This is a genomic window from Erwinia billingiae Eb661 (genome assembly GCF_000196615.1).
In the GTDB taxonomy this organism is placed as follows: domain Bacteria; phylum Pseudomonadota; class Gammaproteobacteria; order Enterobacterales; family Enterobacteriaceae; genus Erwinia; species Erwinia billingiae.
On record NC_014306.1, the window covers coordinates 1,066,042 to 1,081,257 of the forward strand.

Sequence of the window (15,216 nt, forward strand, 5' to 3'; positions counted from 1 at the left end):
GAAGGGGGTTTAGCTCTGTTCGGCCACCAGGATCGCCAGCGTATCGGGTTCCAGTGCGACAAAAATATGTTCCTGATCGCCGGGGTAACAGATGTAATCCCCGACGCCTAACTCTTCTGGCGCGGCCTTCAGCCCCAACAGCGCGCGGCCCTGAGTCACAATAATGTGCTCCACCGATCCCGACGGATGGGGGTGAGACTGACGCTCCGATCCCGGCTGCGCCATCAGCAGGTAGATATCCCGACGCGCGCCCGGCGGGCAGGTTGCCAGCAAAATCGCCTGATAATCGGCCTTTTCAGCCACCACCTTGCTGCCTTCACCCCGGCGGATCACCTGAGTGCTGGCGCTGACTGGCTCAAGTAATTTGGCAAACGGGATATTCAACGCGCCGCACAAGGCCCACAGCGTTTCAATGCTCGGGTTGCCGTTAGCGGATTCCAGTTGCGATAACGTGGATTTGGCGATCCCCGCCCGACGGGCGACCTCGGCCAGCGACAACCCGGCACGCGTGCGTTCCCGTGCGAGGCTTGCGGCAATGACGCTGATCGGCTGGGTCATGGTGTACCTCTTTGTTCATTTAATCGAACGAATCGTTCGCTTGATCTCGCTGTTTGTTGCGTTCATTATAATGGCGATTTCGTTCGATATGGTAAAACTTTATGCTTATGCACGCATTTTCCAGCCTGAACTCTCAGACTAAAAAAGCCATTTATCTGGTGTGCCTTGCCGTCGGCGTGGTGGGCGCTTCCTACGGTTCGCTGGCCACGGCCTACGGCTTCCCGTTATGGGTGCCGCTGTTCTCCACGTTGTTTGTGCTGGCGGGAGCATCGGAATTTATGTTTGTTGCCATCATCGCCAGCGGCGGCAATCCGCTGGCTGCGGCGGTGGCGGGATTACTGGTTAACGCCCGGCACTTTCCTTTCGGCATCGCGGTGCGGGATCTGGCCGGCACCCGTCTGAAGGGATTGCTGGGATGCCACATCATGAATGACGAAAGCGTGGTGTTTGGTCTGTCGCAATCCACCCCGAAACAGCGTAAAGACGCGTACTGGCTCTGTGGGCTGGGCGTGGCGATCGTCTGGCCGGTTGGCGCGATGGCGGGAAGCGTGGTGGGTAAACTGCTGCCGGATATCAATGCGATCGGCCTGGATGCGGTCTTTCCGGCGATCCTGCTGGCGCTGGTGATCCCGTCACTGAAATCGAAAACCACGCTGATCAGGGCGTCGTCCGGGGCGCTGCTGTCATTAGCGGTGACGCCGTTTGTCGCCGTGGGGATGCCGGTGCTGATCTCGATGCTGGGCTTACTGACGAGGAAAAAATAATGCCGTCGAATGAATTGATTATTGCCGGGATCGCCTTACTGTCTGTCGGCACTTACCTGATGCGTTTTGCCGGGGTGAAGCTGGGCAACCGTATGGCGCTGTCCGAGCGCACGCGGGCATTACTGTCCGATGCCGCCACCACGCTGTTGCTGGCCGTGGCGTTAGGGAATACGTTCTATGAAGGCGTGCATTTTGCCGGAACCGCGCGCGTGGCGGGCGTGGCGGTGGCAGTGATTCTGGCCTGGCGAAAAGTGCCGTTAATCGGCGTGATTCTGGCGGCTGCCGTGGTCACCGCGCTGCTGCGTTACGTCGGCGTGCCCTGATCCGCGGTTACCAGAACCATGACGACATGGTAAAGCAGTAAGCTATTGTTACGGATAATAAAATAAGTTCGACAGGTTTAAAGTAGGTCATGATGTTGGCAGGTGTTTAGGTTAAGTACTCAATACATCGGTAATAACGGCAGAAACTTTAGGCCAAATTCGGGATTACTTTTGCTAGCAAAAAGAGGGAATTCCCCCCTGCCGCCGCAACGCGCGTGGATGTTCAGGTAAATGTTGGGAATAGTCGGCTAAGCCGCTATTTTAGGGGCTGATTTTTGCGTCAGGAGACGAGAGATGGAGAGACTGGATTGCGACCGGATGTTTATCGCGGTAATGGAAACCGGCAGCTTTACCGCCGCCGCTCAACGTCTGGGCACCAGCCACGGCCAGGCATCTAAACTTATCTCCCGCCTTGAGCAGCATCTCGGCGTGCAGCTGTTTCGCCGCAGTACCCGGGCGCTGGCCGCCACCGACGTGGGTCGCGCCTATTATGAAAAAATCCGGGTGCTGCTGGCGGATTACGATGCGCTGAATGACTCGGTGCGCAATTCATCGGATGCCCCGGCCGGAAAAGTGCGTATCTCTGCGCCCGTGACCTTCGGCACCACCCAGCTGACTCCGCATCTGATCGACTTCGCGCGGCGCTATCCCGGTATCGAACTGGACGTCAGCTTTGCCGACCGTGCGGTGAACGTGGTGGATGAAGGCTTTGATCTGGCGTTGCGCATCGGCAAGCTGGCGGACAGCAGCCTGATGGCGAGAAAGCTGTGCGATATCCGCATTATCACCGTTGCCTCGCCGGGCTATCTGGCAGAGCGTGGCACGCCCGAGCACTGGGAAGCGCTGGCCAGCCATGACTGCATTATTGATACCAACTTCCGCGATCCCTGGCGCTGGCCGTTTCAGGACGAGAAGCTGGCGCTGCAGGGGCAGCCGGTTAACGGACGCCTGAAGTTCTCCAATGCCGAGGTGTGCTTAAAAGCCGCCATTGCCGGACTGGGCATTGCCCGCCTGCCTTCTTTTGTTGCCGGCGAAGCCCTGAAGAATAAAGAGGTAGTGCCGGTGCTCGCCGCCAGCGAGATTGTGCCGCTCGGGCTGTTCGCCCTCTATCCACCGGCCAAATACCTGGCCCATAAATCCCGCACCTTTATCGATTATCTGGTTGAAGCCTTTGCCGGCGAGCCCGTTTGGGAGCAGGGCTGGTGATTGTTTCCATAATGGAATAAAACATCCGCAGAAACGCTGGATAATCATCATTCCGGAAATAAGATAGAGTCCTCTCATCAACTACTGAGAGGACACCACCATGACTGATACCCGTAGCGCACCCTATGCCCTGAAGCCAACACCGCTGAGAGGATAAGGGAGGATTTATGCTGGTTAATGGAAAATGGACGGCCGAATGGCACCCGGTGCAGGCTACCGATGAGAAGGGCGGTTTCGTCCGACAGACCTCAAGTTTCCGCCACTGGGTCACCCCAGATGGCGCCGCCGGACCGACCGGCGAAACGGGCTTCAAGGCCGAAGTGGATCGCTATCACCTGTATGTGGCGCTGATTTGTCCGTGGGCATCCCGCACGCTGATTGCCCGTAAGCTGAAAGGGCTGGAGAAAGTGGTCAGCCTGTCGGTGGTCGAGCCGTGGTTGCTGGATGAAGGCTGGCACTTTGGTGACTATCCTGGCGCAAATAAGGACGAACTGAATCAGGCCGAGTGGGTGCATCAGCTTTACACCCAGGCTGATGCCACGTTTACCGGTCGGGCAACGGTGCCGGTGCTGTGGGATAAGAAAACCCGAACCATCGTCAATAACGAGTCAGCCGATATTGTGCGCATGTTTAACAGCGGCTTTGGCGAGCTGGCGAGTCACAGTTTCGACCTCTATCCTGCGGACTGGCAGAGTGAGATTGAGGCATTAAACGCGGAAATCTATCCACGCCTGAATAACGGCGTATATCGCGCCGGTTTTGCCACCACGCAGATCAGTTATCAGGAAGCCAGCGATGACGTCTTCGCCATGCTGGATAAGCTGGAACAGCGGTTGAGCGATGGCCGGGCATATTTGACCGGCGACCAGCTTACCGAAGCGGATATCCGCCTGTTCGTCACGCTGATCCGTTTTGACGCGGCCTATCATGGCCTGTTCAAATGCAATCAGCGCAAGCTCAACGAATATGCCGGACTGGATGCTTACACCAAACGAATGCTGGATATTCCCGGTGTGCGTGAAACGGTCAATATCGATCATATTAAACAGGGCTATTACTCGATTAAGGCATTAAACCCCAATGGCATTGTACCTGCCGGGCCGGATTTAACGGCTTACGGGCTGTAAGCGACTGTATTAACAGAAAGCCGTTACCTGTATTTAGGTGACGGCTTTTTTAATGTCATTCTTTTGTCATAACTCGCTCATGCCGTCGTCAGTTGCCGGGCCGTAAACTCCTCAGCGTAAACCCAACATTCTCCTGAGGAACGCAACATGAACGCATCACTGAAAAAAAACGTAAAATTTGCGGCGATCGCCAGTGCTTTTCTGCTGGCAGGCGCAAGCAGCGCCGCGATGGCGCAACCGGTTAACAATATCGTGCTGGTCCACGGCGCATTTGTTGGCGGCTCGGGCTGGCGTCCGGTGTACGACATCCTTAAGCATGATGGCTACAAGGTGACGCTGGTGCAGGAGCCGCTGACTTCCTTCCCGGAAGACGTGGCCGCCACTAAACGCATTCTCGATCAGCAAACGGGTCCGGCAATCCTGGTGGGACACAGCTATGGCGGCGCGATCATTACTGAGGCAGGCAATGATTCGCACGTGGCGGGTCTGGTTTATATCGCTGCCCATGCGCTGGATAATGGCGAAACCGAAGCAATCAACGGCAAGAAATTTCCTAATGCCGCCCATCCATTTATGAAAACGCCGGACGGCTTCCTGATGATTGCGCCACAAAACTTCCACAGTGACTTTGCCGCCGACCTTTCAGCAAAGCAGGCGGATTTTGAAGCTCAGGCGCAAATGCCGACCTCAGCCTCGGTGTTTACCGCAAATATTCCCGATCCGGCATGGAAAACCAAACCAAGTTGGTACATGGTGGCAAAAGCCGACAAAATCATTAATCCTGATTTAGAACGCATGTACGCCAAACGCGCCCACAGCACCACGGTGGAAGTGGCCGGGGCCAGCCATTCGGTCTATGAGTCGCACCCGAAAGAGGTTGCCGCACTGATCGAGCAGGCTGCACAACACGCGCTGAAGTAATCCTGTCCGCTGCGCCCGCTATCCTGGAGAAGACGATGAAAATTCTGGTGATTGATGATGAGCCCAAAGCCCGGGAATACATGCGCAGCGGCTTAACCGAATCTGGCTATGTGGTTGATGTGGCGGTAAACGGCCGCGAAGGGCTGTTTATGGCGCAGGAATATCATTACGACCTGATCCTGCTGGACGTGATGATGCCGGAGCTGGATGGCTGGGAGGTGATGAAAACGCTGGATGCGCAGAATATCCCGGTTATTTTCCTCACCGCGAAAAGCACCGTCGAAGACCGGATCAAAGGGCTGGAACTGGGTGCCGACGACTATCTGGTCAAGCCTTTCTCGTTTGCCGAGCTGCTGGCGCGGATCCGCACGGCACTGCGGCGCGGCGCGAACGTCAAGCGTGATGAGCTGCTGCAGGTCGGTGATTTGCAGCTGGACAGGGCGAAACGTCGCGTCGAACGGGCCGGGGTGCGCATCGATCTGACCAACAAAGAATTCAATTTGCTGCAGCTGTTTATGCTGAATCCCGGCCAGGTGATGAGCCGCACGCTGATTGCCTCGCGGGTGTGGGATATGAATTTCGACAGTGATACCAACGTGGTCGACGTGGCCGTTCGCCGGCTGCGGCAGAAGGTGGACGAGCCCTTTGCCACGCCGCTGATCCACACCGTTCACGGCGTCGGTTATCGCTGTGAAGGTGACGGATGCTGATGAAACCGCTCTCGCTGACCACGCGCCTGTCGCTGCTGATTTCAGGCATGGTGCTGCTGGTGATGATCCTCGTCGGTATGGCGCTGTATCACTCGCTGGCCCGGCAAATCAGCGTGCGCGATGATGGCGCATTGCTGTCGCGGATGGAGCAGATCCGCACGCTGCTACTTAATGAAGACGCGCTGCAACTGATCCGCGACAAGCCCAAACTGTTTGCCAATATGCTGGGCAATACCGAGTCGCTGCTGGTGCTGCGTTTTCCCGGTCAGCCGCCGTTAATCGAAGTCAACCCTGGCCATGCGCCGATCCCGGATCTGACGCCGGTGCCGCAGGGCCAGTCGCTTGGCCTGGCCAGCGTGCATCACCAGCTTACCCGCGACGGCACGCCGTTTATCTCGGCGGCGGCGCTGGCGCAAACCCGTGACGGGCCCGGCCAGCTGGAAATTATTACCGGCAGGCTGATGACCGAGCGCACCGCCACGCTCAGCGACTATCGCCAGCAAATTGGCGTGCTGATTGTGCTGGCGACGCTGATTGCAGCGCTGATGGTCTGGTTCCTGACGCGGCGCAGCCTGCGGCCGTTGCACCGGCTGGCGCAGGAAACCGCCGCCATCGACGTTCGCCATCTGTCGCGGCGCATCACCCTGACCAACGTGCCGCATGAACTACTATCGCTGGTGGCGGCGTTCAACCAGATGCTGGATCGGCTGGAAACCAGCTTTCAGCAACTGAGCCAGGTGTCGGCCGATATGGCGCACGATCTGCGCACCCCAATCGCCAATCTGCTCGGCCAGACGGAAGTCGCGCTGACGCAAAAACGCAGCAATGACTATTACCTTGGGGTGATGGGATCAAACTTTGAGGAGTTGCAGCGGCTGGCAAGGATGATCGACAACATGCTGTTTCTGGCGCGGGCAGAGGATGCCAGCCAGGCGATCCACCGCGTGGAGCAACCTTTATCTGAGGTGCTGCAGCCGCTGGCCGACTATTTTGAAGGTCCGGCGGAAGAGCGGGAGATCCAGCTGGTGTTTCCGCACCAGGGGACGGTTTACGCCGACGCCGATTTACTGCGCCGCGCAGTGGCGAATCTGGTGGCCAACGCCATCCGCTATGCCGACCTGGGGAGCACCATCGCCATTACCCATCGGAGCGAGCCGGGCGGCGTGACGATTGCGGTGGAGAATCAGGGCGCAACCATCTCAACGACGCAACAGGCGCGGCTGTTCGATCGTTTCTATCGTGCTGACGCGTCACGTCATGACTCGTCAACCGGCAGCGGCCTGGGGCTGTCGATCGTGCGCGGCATTATGCAACTGCATCAGGGACGTTACGCGGTGCAGAGTCAGTCGGGAGAAACCCATTTTTCGCTCTTTTTCCCCTCTCGCGGTGGGAATCCTCCGCAAGATCGCTAGCGAACTTGCCTGTCGGGCGGAATAGCGACTACTGTTGACGGCTCAGGTTGGGTTTTTCCCGGAACGATGAAGACAGGGAGCCGTCATGAAAAAAGTCCTCGGCACTTTTTTACCGCTTTACACCACCACGTTACTGATGCTGTTGGGCTCCGGCCTGCTAACCACCTATGTCTCGCTGCGGCTGGCCCATGAAGCGGTCAGCGGCAGCATGATCGGTGCCATCACCGCCGCCAACTACTTTGGTCTGGTGCTGGGTGGCAAAGTCGGCCACAACCTGATTGCCCGCGTCGGCCATATTCGGGCCTACGTATCCTGTGCGGGGATCATTACCGCTTCGGTGCTGGGGCACGGGCTGACCGATTATCTGCCGATGTGGATCTTCCTGCGGCTGGTAATCGGTCTGTGCATGATGTGCCAGTATATGGTGCTGGAGAGCTGGCTGAATGATGGGGCAGAAACCGGACAACGCGGGCTGATTTTTGGCTTCTATATGGTCGCCACTTACCTTGGCCTCTCCGCCGGGCAGATCATCCTGATGACGCAGATTGGCTCCGGACCCTCAAGCCTGCTGATTGTCGCGTTGTGCTTTGCGCTCTGCCTGGTGCCGATGGCCCTGACTACCCGCACCAATCCGCACCCAATGACGCCTGCACCGATGGAACTGGGCTACTTTTTCCGCGCCATTCCCCGCATTCTGCTGGTGACGCTGGCGACCGGCATGGCCATCGGTGCGTTCTACGCGATGGCCCCGGTGTACACCAGCCAGTTGGGCTTCAGCACCCAGCAAACCGGCCTGTTTATGGCCATCACCATCTTTGCCGGGCTGGTTTCTCAGTTCCCGCTAAGCTGGCTGTCTGACCGCATCGACCGCAGCCGCCTGCTGCTGTTTACCGCACTGTTCTATATCCTCGCGGCGCTGCCGTTGACCATGCCTTTCCACTTCAGTTTCTTCGCTATCGTGGTGGTGGCGTTTATCACCAGCATGATGCAGTTCTCGCTCTATCCGCTGATTGTGGCGATGGCCAACGATATCGTCGCGCCTGAACGCCGGGTCTCGCTGACCGCCTGTCTGCTGATGGCCTACGGCGTCGGTGCCTGTATCGGGCCGTTGGTCACCGGCGCGATTATGCAGCCGCTGGGCGGCAATATGCTTTACGTCTTCTTCTGCCTGTGTGGCTGTGTGATTGCGGTGATCAGCTGGCTGGCCAGCAGACAGCGTCAGATTATTACCGACGCGCCGATCCCACACGTGGTGTTGCCTGCCAGCCTGACCAGCTCACCGCTGGCGGCGGCACTTAACCCGACAATCGCCGAAGAAGACATCCAGACCGCGATGTTCGACACCGAAGAAACCGATGTTGAGCAGAATAGCGAAGAGGAAGGGGAGTTAGAAAATAGTGAAAGCGAAATCAGATAAGGTTTAAAAATGTGATTATTCCGTTAAGGATAATCCGAAAGTTGATCACCAGTGCTGATTGATTATACTGGCTACCAGTCTAAAACTGATTGCCAAGTATAAGGGATCCTAATGTCGACCAGAGGAAAGGTTTGGCTGGTGATTATCATCGGGTGTATTGCCTTCTGGGCACTCCTCCTGCTGTGGGGAATGGCGGCATGACTGCAGGGAAGGACGATGACAACCGGGAAGTTGAAGAAGATGGGCCGTTAGCCGGCTGGGCGTTAACCCGCAAGCAAAAATCCTTTTTACAGGCGCTCCTCCCGGACGATGTGCCGGAGGAGCCAGAGGCTACCCAGCCTCCTGACGAACCGTAAAAAATAAGCTGGGCTGAAAGCCCTCCACGTCGAGGATCATCCCGGTGCAGCGCATCCCGGCTTTGATCAGCACCTTTTGCGATGCCAGGTGATTCTCCCTGACGGTGGCGGAAATCTCGGTCATGCCGAGCTGCCGAAAGCCAAAATCAACAGCCCACCGGGCAAACTCCGTGGCCAGCCCTTTTCCCCACGCCACCGTGCTGAAGCGATAGCCCAAATTAATGAAATCCTGCTGATTCACCTGGCGCACCGTCAGGCCGCCAAAGCCAATCACCTCGTCACTGCCTGTCAGCGTCAGCGCCCAGTTACCAAAGCCAAATTGCTGCCAGTGTACAAGCCACTTATCCAGCACCTCATCGGCGACCAGTTGGCAGGAAAACGGGCCGGCAGGATTGAACAGGTTGGTCGCCGGATCGCCATAGATAGCAAACAGGGCCTGGGCATCTGCGGAGGTGACCGGGCGAAGCGTCAGTCGTGGGCTGCTGTGCATAATCGTTCGCAAGTAAGGGATTGATTGCAAGACGTTATCACGCAAGATCCGCCGCTGAAAAATGAATTTTCAGCAAAATGTTAACTTAAGGCTGTCTGTCATCTCCGCTCCACCAATCTGTCATCTGGCTGTGCCAGAGTAGCCTCTGCTGAAGTTAACCCGATGCAGGGCAGCTCCGCTTTTTGTGCGCGCTGCACTCATCCAGATATCCGACCAGATGAGGCTTTATGACCGTCATTGAATTGCATCAGCCTAAGTTAGCCGACACCTTTATCGATGAGAGCGTCACGCTGCGTGAAGTGGAGATTGGACGCTGCTGTGAAATCCTCGCCCATAGCCACCTGGAGTATGCCAGCCTCGGCGATTACAGCTATCTTGGCCCGTATTGTACGGTGGCTGACAGTGAGATTGGCAAATTCACCGCCATCGCCTCTAACGTCCGCTTAGGGGCACCCAACCATCCGATCGATCGGCCTTCACAGCATCGCTTTACCTACTGCGCGGAATATTACAGCGCCACCGCCGAGCGTGACCGTGACTTTTTCGCCGCCCGACGGGCGGACAAGGTGGTGATTGGCCACGATGTCTGGATCGGCCATGCGGTGACGGTATTGCCCGGCGTGACGGTGGGGGTTGGCGCGGTGCTTGCCGCGGGTGCGGTGGTGACCAAAGATGTCGCGCCCTACACCATTGTCGGCGGCGTGCCGGCCAGAGTGATCAAAGCGCGCTTTTCGCCCAAGGTGGCGGAACGGCTGGCGCGGATTGCCTGGTGGGACTGGCCGATGAGCGAGATCATGGCGCATCTGGCCGATTTTAAAGCCACCGACATCAACGCGTTTTGTGACCGTTGGGATCCGCTTTCCCGTTAGCGCTTACGGCTTTGACGATTTTCTGACGATCTGCCTGCGGGTAAACAGGCGGGTCATCAGGATGGCAAACAGCGCAAATGCGCCGCCCATGGCGGTGGCTTCCAGCCGGTGAGTGGCAACCGCATCGGTCTGCGTCACGCCCAGGCTTGAAATCATAAAGATCACCATCAGCGTCACAAAGAAGGTAAAGACGAAATAGGATTTGGAAATCAGTGAATAGGAGAAGGTGAAGGCGATATAGCCGCAAAGGATAAAGCTGCACACCAGGAACAACGGGCTGTGCCAATAGCGCACCAGGGTTGCGGCCAGAATGCTGGCCATCAGCGTGCCCAACACCCTGGCCTGAACGCGGGAAAAGGTATCCTTGTAGTTATTCCGCAGGCAGAACAGCAGCGTCATGCCCGCCCAGTAACCGTTCTTCATCTGGAAAATTTCCACCGTACTCAGCGCCAGACACATGGTGAGCAGCGCATAAAACACCGACCATTGCAGATGGATTTTGTGTTTGTATTTTCTCAGCGTGACGCGGAAGAACATCAGCCAGGAGCGCGGGCTGATGTCCTGTAAATGGAAGGGAAAGCGGCGGAACACCAGATAGAGAAAGGCCATTTGCAACAGGCCGCCCGCGCCGGTTAACGCCGCGCGCTCGGCGGCGTATGCCATGTTGCCGGCATAATAGCCGGAGACCAGATAGGCAATTGACCACTGCAACAGCATCCACCAGGCGCTGCTGTCGATATTCGCCATCGCGACATAGACGCCGGCATACAGCATCGCCACGGCGATATACAGCGGCATCACGTTGCCGGTCAGACAGCCCAGCCAGGAAGAGAAGGCGAGGCCAAGGCTGGTGGTCAGCAACAGTGAAAACGACGATCCTTCCCAGGTTTTATTGGCACCGAAGGCTAAGGTCAGCGCACCGCTGGCCATGATGCTGGCTGCAGGCACCTGCTGAAACAGGAAGCCGACCAGAAAAATTACCCCAATGGCGGGCAGGCAGCACAGGCCAAGCAGCATATCGTGTTTTAAAACGGCGGAAAGACGCATCGGGATTCGGGCTCTCTGGGCTGACAATAAGGTTAACGAAACGTTGAAGCTTAGCAGCCCACCGCCGGCAGATCATCACCGGCGCCGCTGACCTTTGCTTATTGCAAAAAATGAGCCTGCTCAGTAGGCTAACGTTCCGGGTGATGGGTCAACAATGAGAGAGTTATGCTTAAGACGTTAGTGGCAATTGCAGTGGGCGGTTCCGCAGGCAGTATCCTGCGATGGTTGCTGTCGGTGCGTCTGAACGCGATTTTTCCGTCTCTTCCGCCGGGAACGCTGACGGTCAATCTGGTGGGCGGTTTTATCATCGGCGGGGCAATGGCCTACTTCTTGCGTAATCCGGAACTCGATCCGGCGTGGAAATTGCTGATTATTACCGGGTTTTGCGGGGGCTTAACCACGTTCTCCACCTTCTCAATGGAGATCGTCGGATTGATGCAGGCCGGCAATTATCTGTGGGCGATGATTTCGGTCTTCACCCACGTCATTGGCTCATTGCTGATGACCTTTGCCGGCTTCTGGCTGATTTCACTGCTGTTCTGACCCGCAACTCACAGACCGGGCGGCAACGCGCTGCTGCTGCCCGCGATCCTCAGGCCGGTTCTTCGTCGCTCTTCATTGCCAATGCGCTGGCGCTGGCGGCATCAAACAACGACAGGCTTTCAATCTGATCAAGCATGATCACTTTACGGAACGCCATCGCGGATTTAGGTTCTGAATCCAGCGTGATCCCATGCTCGTCATACCATTTGCTGTAGTTGTGCTCGATGCACAGGCTGAGGGTTTTGCCATCGCGATAGCCGCTGAGCATCGGGATCAGCACGATATTGGCGGTGGTGGCATTGTCATAAGTGGCGGTGTGGATCATGCCGATATAGATGCGGCGGGATTTCAGCGTTACCCAGGCCAGCTCACCTTCTTCCATGCACTGGAACATCAGCCCTTCAACACCATTCGAACGCGACAGTTTCTTATAGAGTTTTTTACGGCCCGAGCTGTTCAGTTTGGCACTGCCAGACCAGCTGGAGCGATACAGACAGAACGCCACGGCAAAGGCCAGCATGATCACCACCGGTGCCTGAATACCGAGGAAGCTCCAGGTCATAAACTCGACCTGCCAGTGATGGTGTAAGCCTTCATTCAGCTGCGGTAAGGCGTTGAGCCCGGCGGAAACAATCAGCAGGATTAGCCAGATAATTCCGGTAGCGATCACCCCTTGCAGCACGAAAATACAGCCGTAAAGGGCCACCAGGAAGTAAACATCCCAGCCGAAAGAGCGTTTTACCTTAAACCGGGTGGAGAGGTCGCGACTGGTGTACCAGTAGCCGCACACCATCAGCACCATAAATATTGCCGTTCCCATGTTAAGCCCTCTTCAGCGCGTTGACGTGCCGGGCAAAATCCTCACGCACATCCGGGCTGAAGATATTCACGGTTGCGCTGCCATCCTCATCAATCAGGATGCGCTCACCTTCTTCAATGGATTCTTCAATATCTTGCTGGCTCATGACTTGCAGCAGCAATTCGGGGCTGGAAAACAGGGAACATAAAAACCTGAACATGACGATCCTTTCTTAAGAATAAGCACTAAGCCTGGTCGGCAAACCGACGTCTCTCCATAAGATTAGTATGAAATGCAACAATTAGACCTGATGTGCCGTCCCTGGCACGCATTATCAGCTACCGGTTTGCGGCGCCGGATCGTCCTGCAGGTGTTTTTTGAAGTGGACTTCAATCTGTTCCAGCGTTTTGCCCTGGGTTTCCGGCGCAAAAATCAGCGCGAAAATCCCGCCCGCGACGCCAATCACCGCAAAGGCAAAGAAGCAGGTGGTCAGACCGAAGGCTTCCAGCAGGATTGGGAACATAAAGGCGATGGAGAAGTTGGTCATCTGCATGGCAAATACCGAGATGCCGTTGGCCATACCACGGATGCGCATCGGGAAAATTTCCGACAGCAGCAGCCAGGTCACCGGAGAGAGCGCGCCCTGCTGGAAGCTGAGGAAAATCAACATGCCGCCCAGCACCAGGTAACTGCGCAGCACGTCAGGCTGCCCGTGCACCGTTTCCGGCATCAGCCAGGTCACCAGACCGATCGCCAGCAGTGAGCAGGTGCAGCCGATCTGACCCACCAGCAGCAGCGGACGGCGGCCAAAGCGGCTCAGTAACATGATGCCGACAAAGGTCATGATCACCGAAATCACGCCGTTGGCGATGGTTGCCAGCAGCGAGGCATTGGTACCGAGGCCGGTCGCCTGCAGCATCGTCGGCGCATAAAACATGATGGTGTTAACGCCGGATAGCTGTTGCAGCATCGCAATACCGATCCCCAGCGCCACCAGCCGCTTCATCCATACCGAGATGGTTTTCTGACGGCGGGCATTTTTCTGGCTTTTCGAATCCATCGATTTGCGGATTTCGCTCATCTCTTTTTCGACTCTGCCAGAATGGCGGGTGCGCTCCAGCACGTCACGCGCTTCGCGGTAGCGGCCATGCATCGCATACCAACGCGGCGTATCCGGCAGGAACAGCATGCCGACCCACAGGATCACCGCCGGCACGCAGGCCACGCCGAGCATCCAGCGCCAGGTGGTTTCGCCGCCCCAGACTTCATTGATTGCCGCGTTGCTGGTGTAGGCAATCAGCTGACCGGAAACAATCATCAGTTCCTGCAGGGTGACAAACTGCCAGCGGCGGTTAGCCGGGACAATTTCCGCAATATAGATTGGCACGATAGCCGCTGCGCCACCGACCGCCAGGCCGAGGATAAAGCGGAACAGGATCATCAGCACCACGTTCGGTGCCAGCGCACAGCCCAGCGAGCCGCACATAAAGATCACCGCCATCACCAGAATGACCTTTTTGCGGCCAAACCGATCGGCCACGCGGCCGGCACAGATCGCCCCAATCGCCGACCCGAGGATCAGGAAGCTGGTGACCATCCCGGTGGTCAGTGAGGTCAGATGCAGGTCGTGCTTCATAAACAGCAAAGCACCGGCAATCACGCCGGTATCGTAGCCAAAAAGCAGGCCGCCCAGCGTGGCAATAAACGCAATTACTTTTACCAGCGGTTCGGTCGGCTGCGGTGCTTTTGCCGCCGTCGTCCCACTGTTTGATGAGTCAGTCACAAGTCACTCCCTGGAAAAACGTTATTATTCTGTTTTTAGTAGTGTGATGCAGATCACACGACCCTTAAATTTAAGACAGATATGCGAATTTGCCAGCGAAATGACGATTTTTAATTTTTTGCGAGGTAATCAGGCGGGGCGGGAAGTGACAGACAGGCTACCGGGATAATGCCGGCAGCCTGATGCCTGCTAGGAAAGGCTGCGTGTCAGCCTTGAAGCGGGGGTAGTGGTATGCAGCCTGGGCTGGTGGTTGCCGGTCAGTGGCCGACAGCTTTCTTTGGTGATGCCACGCGCAACAACCGGCGTTTCCTGTGGTGCCGCCACGGCGATGTCGCTGCCGTTGTACTCCTGCAACAACTTCAGATATTCGCCCAACACCTGCGCAATATCCTCACCCGGCTGGGTGGTGCGGATGTAAAGCTGCGCGGATGTTTTGCTCTTGTCCTGAATATAAATCTCGTACTTCTTATTCCAGGCTTGTGTGTCGGGACGTTCACGCAGGGTGACGTCATTAAAGCGCAGATGCTGCCAGCGCGTCAGTCGCTCATAAAAATGATTTTTATCCATGACGGATTAACCTCTCCGTTTTTTCTCTGTGTGTGTAATCAAAAAAACGCCCTGGACAGAGGGCGGAATAACAGGGTTATTCGTGTAATTAGTAGAGGGAGTGCGCCAAACCCGGCGGGATAGCCGGTTGGCAGCTTAAATCTAGTCGAAATCGGCCTGTTCGCCACCGCATGAAGAGATTTTAGGAAAATTACGCATTCAGAAGCAGGGAAGCAGCGCGGCAAGCGTTTGATACAGCGGGTAATGCCGCCAGAAATATCCCAACAGTTCTGAATAAGAGTCAGCGAAATCCTGTTTACTCGTGACCAGAGGTGATGGTAATTT

The 15,216-nt window shown here is 56.6% G+C and carries 18 protein-coding genes; 11 read left to right on the forward strand and 7 right to left on the reverse strand.

Translation table 11 applies throughout. From position 1 onward, the window contains the following. Positions 1-9: 9 nt before the first annotated feature. Positions 10-558 (reverse strand): helix-turn-helix domain-containing protein, encoded by a 549-nt coding sequence (locus tag EBC_RS06160; protein ID WP_013200928.1) that lies wholly within the window; start codon positions 556-558, stop codon positions 10-12. A gap of 101 nt (positions 559-659) precedes the next feature. On the opposite strand from EBC_RS06160, the gene EBC_RS06165 reads away from it, so the two are divergent. The 9 genes from EBC_RS06165 to EBC_RS25700 all read left to right on the forward strand — a co-directional run bounded on the left by EBC_RS06165 (position 660) and on the right by EBC_RS25700 (position 8,794). Then, positions 660-1,322 (forward strand): AzlC family ABC transporter permease, encoded by a 663-nt coding sequence (locus tag EBC_RS06165; protein WP_041691918.1) that lies wholly within the window; start codon positions 660-662, stop codon positions 1,320-1,322. Beyond that, positions 1,322-1,645, forward strand: coding sequence for an AzlD domain-containing protein (locus tag EBC_RS06170; RefSeq protein WP_013200930.1), 324 nt, complete (start codon positions 1,322-1,324; stop codon positions 1,643-1,645). The genes EBC_RS06165 and EBC_RS06170 overlap by 1 nt, the downstream gene beginning before the upstream one ends. Before the next feature lie 294 nt (positions 1,646-1,939). Next, positions 1,940-2,851: a LysR family transcriptional regulator gene (locus EBC_RS06175; RefSeq protein ID WP_013200931.1), complete on the forward strand. Its 912-nt coding sequence runs from the start codon at positions 1,940-1,942 to the stop codon at positions 2,849-2,851. A 167-nt stretch (positions 2,852-3,018) separates the two neighbouring features. Continuing rightward, complete coding sequence (locus tag EBC_RS06180; protein ID WP_013200932.1) at positions 3,019-3,978, forward strand: glutathione S-transferase family protein; 960 nt, start codon at positions 3,019-3,021, stop codon at positions 3,976-3,978. A 147-nt stretch (positions 3,979-4,125) separates the two neighbouring features. Further along, on the forward strand, positions 4,126-4,899 hold the full coding sequence (locus tag EBC_RS06185) for an alpha/beta hydrolase (RefSeq protein WP_013200933.1): 774 nt from the start codon (positions 4,126-4,128) through the stop codon (positions 4,897-4,899). 35 nt (positions 4,900-4,934) lie between these two features. Further along, on the forward strand, positions 4,935-5,609 hold the full coding sequence (locus tag EBC_RS06190; protein WP_013200934.1) for a heavy metal response regulator transcription factor: 675 nt from the start codon (positions 4,935-4,937) through the stop codon (positions 5,607-5,609). Further along, entirely contained in the window at positions 5,603-7,021 is a 1,419-nt protein-coding gene (locus EBC_RS06195; protein WP_013200935.1) for a heavy metal sensor histidine kinase, read from the forward strand. Before EBC_RS06190 ends, EBC_RS06195 begins: the two co-directional genes overlap by 7 nt. Before the next feature lie 85 nt (positions 7,022-7,106). Continuing rightward, positions 7,107-8,438 carry an MFS transporter gene (locus tag EBC_RS06200; RefSeq protein ID WP_013200936.1) on the forward strand — a complete coding sequence of 444 codons (1,332 nt, stop codon included), beginning with the start codon at positions 7,107-7,109 and terminating at the stop codon, positions 8,436-8,438. 197 nt (positions 8,439-8,635) lie between these two features. Further along, entirely contained in the window at positions 8,636-8,794 is a 159-nt protein-coding gene (locus EBC_RS25700; protein WP_157868006.1) for a hypothetical protein, read from the forward strand. Here EBC_RS25700 and EBC_RS06205 read toward each other — a convergent pair. After that, positions 8,769-9,284 carry a GNAT family N-acetyltransferase gene (locus tag EBC_RS06205; RefSeq protein ID WP_013200937.1) on the reverse strand — a complete coding sequence of 172 codons (516 nt, stop codon included), beginning with the start codon at positions 9,282-9,284 and terminating at the stop codon, positions 8,769-8,771. The two genes, EBC_RS25700 and EBC_RS06205, sit on opposite strands and share 26 nt — an antisense overlap. Positions 9,285-9,511: 227 nt before the next feature. Here EBC_RS06205 and EBC_RS06210 point away from each other — a divergent pair, with 227 nt between their 5' ends. Then, the gene (locus EBC_RS06210; RefSeq protein ID WP_013200938.1) at positions 9,512-10,153 is read left to right on the forward strand and encodes an LbetaH domain-containing protein; all 642 of its coding nucleotides are present in this window, start codon (positions 9,512-9,514) and stop codon (positions 10,151-10,153) included. A 3-nt stretch (positions 10,154-10,156) separates the two neighbouring features. On the opposite strand, the gene EBC_RS06215 is transcribed toward EBC_RS06210, so the two are convergent. Next, positions 10,157-11,200 (reverse strand): FUSC family protein, encoded by a 1,044-nt coding sequence (locus tag EBC_RS06215; protein ID WP_013200939.1) that lies wholly within the window; start codon positions 11,198-11,200, stop codon positions 10,157-10,159. 165 nt (positions 11,201-11,365) lie between these two features. Between EBC_RS06215 and crcB the strand changes: the two genes are divergently transcribed. Further along, positions 11,366-11,743 (forward strand): fluoride efflux transporter CrcB, encoded by a 378-nt coding sequence (gene crcB, locus EBC_RS06220; RefSeq protein ID WP_013200940.1) that lies wholly within the window; start codon positions 11,366-11,368, stop codon positions 11,741-11,743. A gap of 49 nt (positions 11,744-11,792) precedes the next feature. Here the strand turns inward: crcB and EBC_RS06225 are convergent, their stop codons facing one another. From EBC_RS06225 to EBC_RS06240, 4 genes are all read right to left on the reverse strand, one after another. Further along, a complete protein-coding gene (locus tag EBC_RS06225) occupies positions 11,793-12,563 on the reverse strand; it encodes a hypothetical protein (protein WP_013200941.1) in 771 nt (256 codons plus the stop codon). A gap of 1 nt (position 12,564) precedes the next feature. After that, the gene (locus EBC_RS06230; RefSeq protein ID WP_013200942.1) at positions 12,565-12,762 is read right to left on the reverse strand and encodes a hypothetical protein; all 198 of its coding nucleotides are present in this window, start codon (positions 12,760-12,762) and stop codon (positions 12,565-12,567) included. Between the two features lie 114 nt (positions 12,763-12,876). Beyond that, entirely contained in the window at positions 12,877-14,325 is a 1,449-nt protein-coding gene (locus tag EBC_RS06235) for a sugar porter family MFS transporter (protein ID WP_013200943.1), read from the reverse strand. Between the two features lie 189 nt (positions 14,326-14,514). After that, positions 14,515-14,892, reverse strand: coding sequence for a hypothetical protein (locus EBC_RS06240; protein ID WP_013200944.1), 378 nt, complete (start codon positions 14,890-14,892; stop codon positions 14,515-14,517). Positions 14,893-15,216 lie beyond the last annotated feature (324 nt).

Excerpts from the sequence above, each read along its gene's own strand:
- EBC_RS06175 (WP_013200931.1), top strand. The coding sequence starts at position 1,940 with ATGGAGAGACTGGATTGCGACCGGATGTTTATCGCGGTAATGGAAACC.
- EBC_RS06170 (WP_013200930.1), top strand. The coding sequence starts at position 1,322 with ATGCCGTCGAATGAATTGATTATTGCCGGGATCGCCTTACTGTCTGTC.
- EBC_RS25700 (WP_157868006.1), top strand. The coding sequence starts at position 8,636 with ATGACTGCAGGGAAGGACGATGACAACCGGGAAGTTGAAGAAGATGGG.
- EBC_RS06215 (WP_013200939.1), bottom strand. The coding sequence starts at position 11,200 with ATGCGTCTTTCCGCCGTTTTAAAACACGATATGCTGCTTGGCCTGTGC.
- EBC_RS06180 (WP_013200932.1), top strand. The coding sequence starts at position 3,019 with ATGCTGGTTAATGGAAAATGGACGGCCGAATGGCACCCGGTGCAGGCT.
- EBC_RS06210 (WP_013200938.1), top strand. The coding sequence starts at position 9,512 with ATGACCGTCATTGAATTGCATCAGCCTAAGTTAGCCGACACCTTTATC.
- EBC_RS06165 (WP_041691918.1), top strand. The coding sequence starts at position 660 with ATGCTTATGCACGCATTTTCCAGCCTGAACTCTCAGACTAAAAAAGCC.
- EBC_RS06225 (WP_013200941.1), bottom strand. The coding sequence starts at position 12,563 with ATGGGAACGGCAATATTTATGGTGCTGATGGTGTGCGGCTACTGGTAC.
- EBC_RS06230 (WP_013200942.1), bottom strand. The coding sequence starts at position 12,762 with ATGTTCAGGTTTTTATGTTCCCTGTTTTCCAGCCCCGAATTGCTGCTG.
- EBC_RS06240 (WP_013200944.1), bottom strand. The coding sequence starts at position 14,892 with ATGGATAAAAATCATTTTTATGAGCGACTGACGCGCTGGCAGCATCTG.
- EBC_RS06200 (WP_013200936.1), top strand. The coding sequence starts at position 7,107 with ATGAAAAAAGTCCTCGGCACTTTTTTACCGCTTTACACCACCACGTTA.
- EBC_RS06205 (WP_013200937.1), bottom strand. The coding sequence starts at position 9,284 with ATGCACAGCAGCCCACGACTGACGCTTCGCCCGGTCACCTCCGCAGAT.
- EBC_RS06195 (WP_013200935.1), top strand. The coding sequence starts at position 5,603 with ATGCTGATGAAACCGCTCTCGCTGACCACGCGCCTGTCGCTGCTGATT.
- EBC_RS06185 (WP_013200933.1), top strand. The coding sequence starts at position 4,126 with ATGAACGCATCACTGAAAAAAAACGTAAAATTTGCGGCGATCGCCAGT.
- crcB (WP_013200940.1), top strand. The coding sequence starts at position 11,366 with ATGCTTAAGACGTTAGTGGCAATTGCAGTGGGCGGTTCCGCAGGCAGT.
- EBC_RS06160 (WP_013200928.1), bottom strand. The coding sequence starts at position 558 with ATGACCCAGCCGATCAGCGTCATTGCCGCAAGCCTCGCACGGGAACGC.
- EBC_RS06190 (WP_013200934.1), top strand. The coding sequence starts at position 4,935 with ATGAAAATTCTGGTGATTGATGATGAGCCCAAAGCCCGGGAATACATG.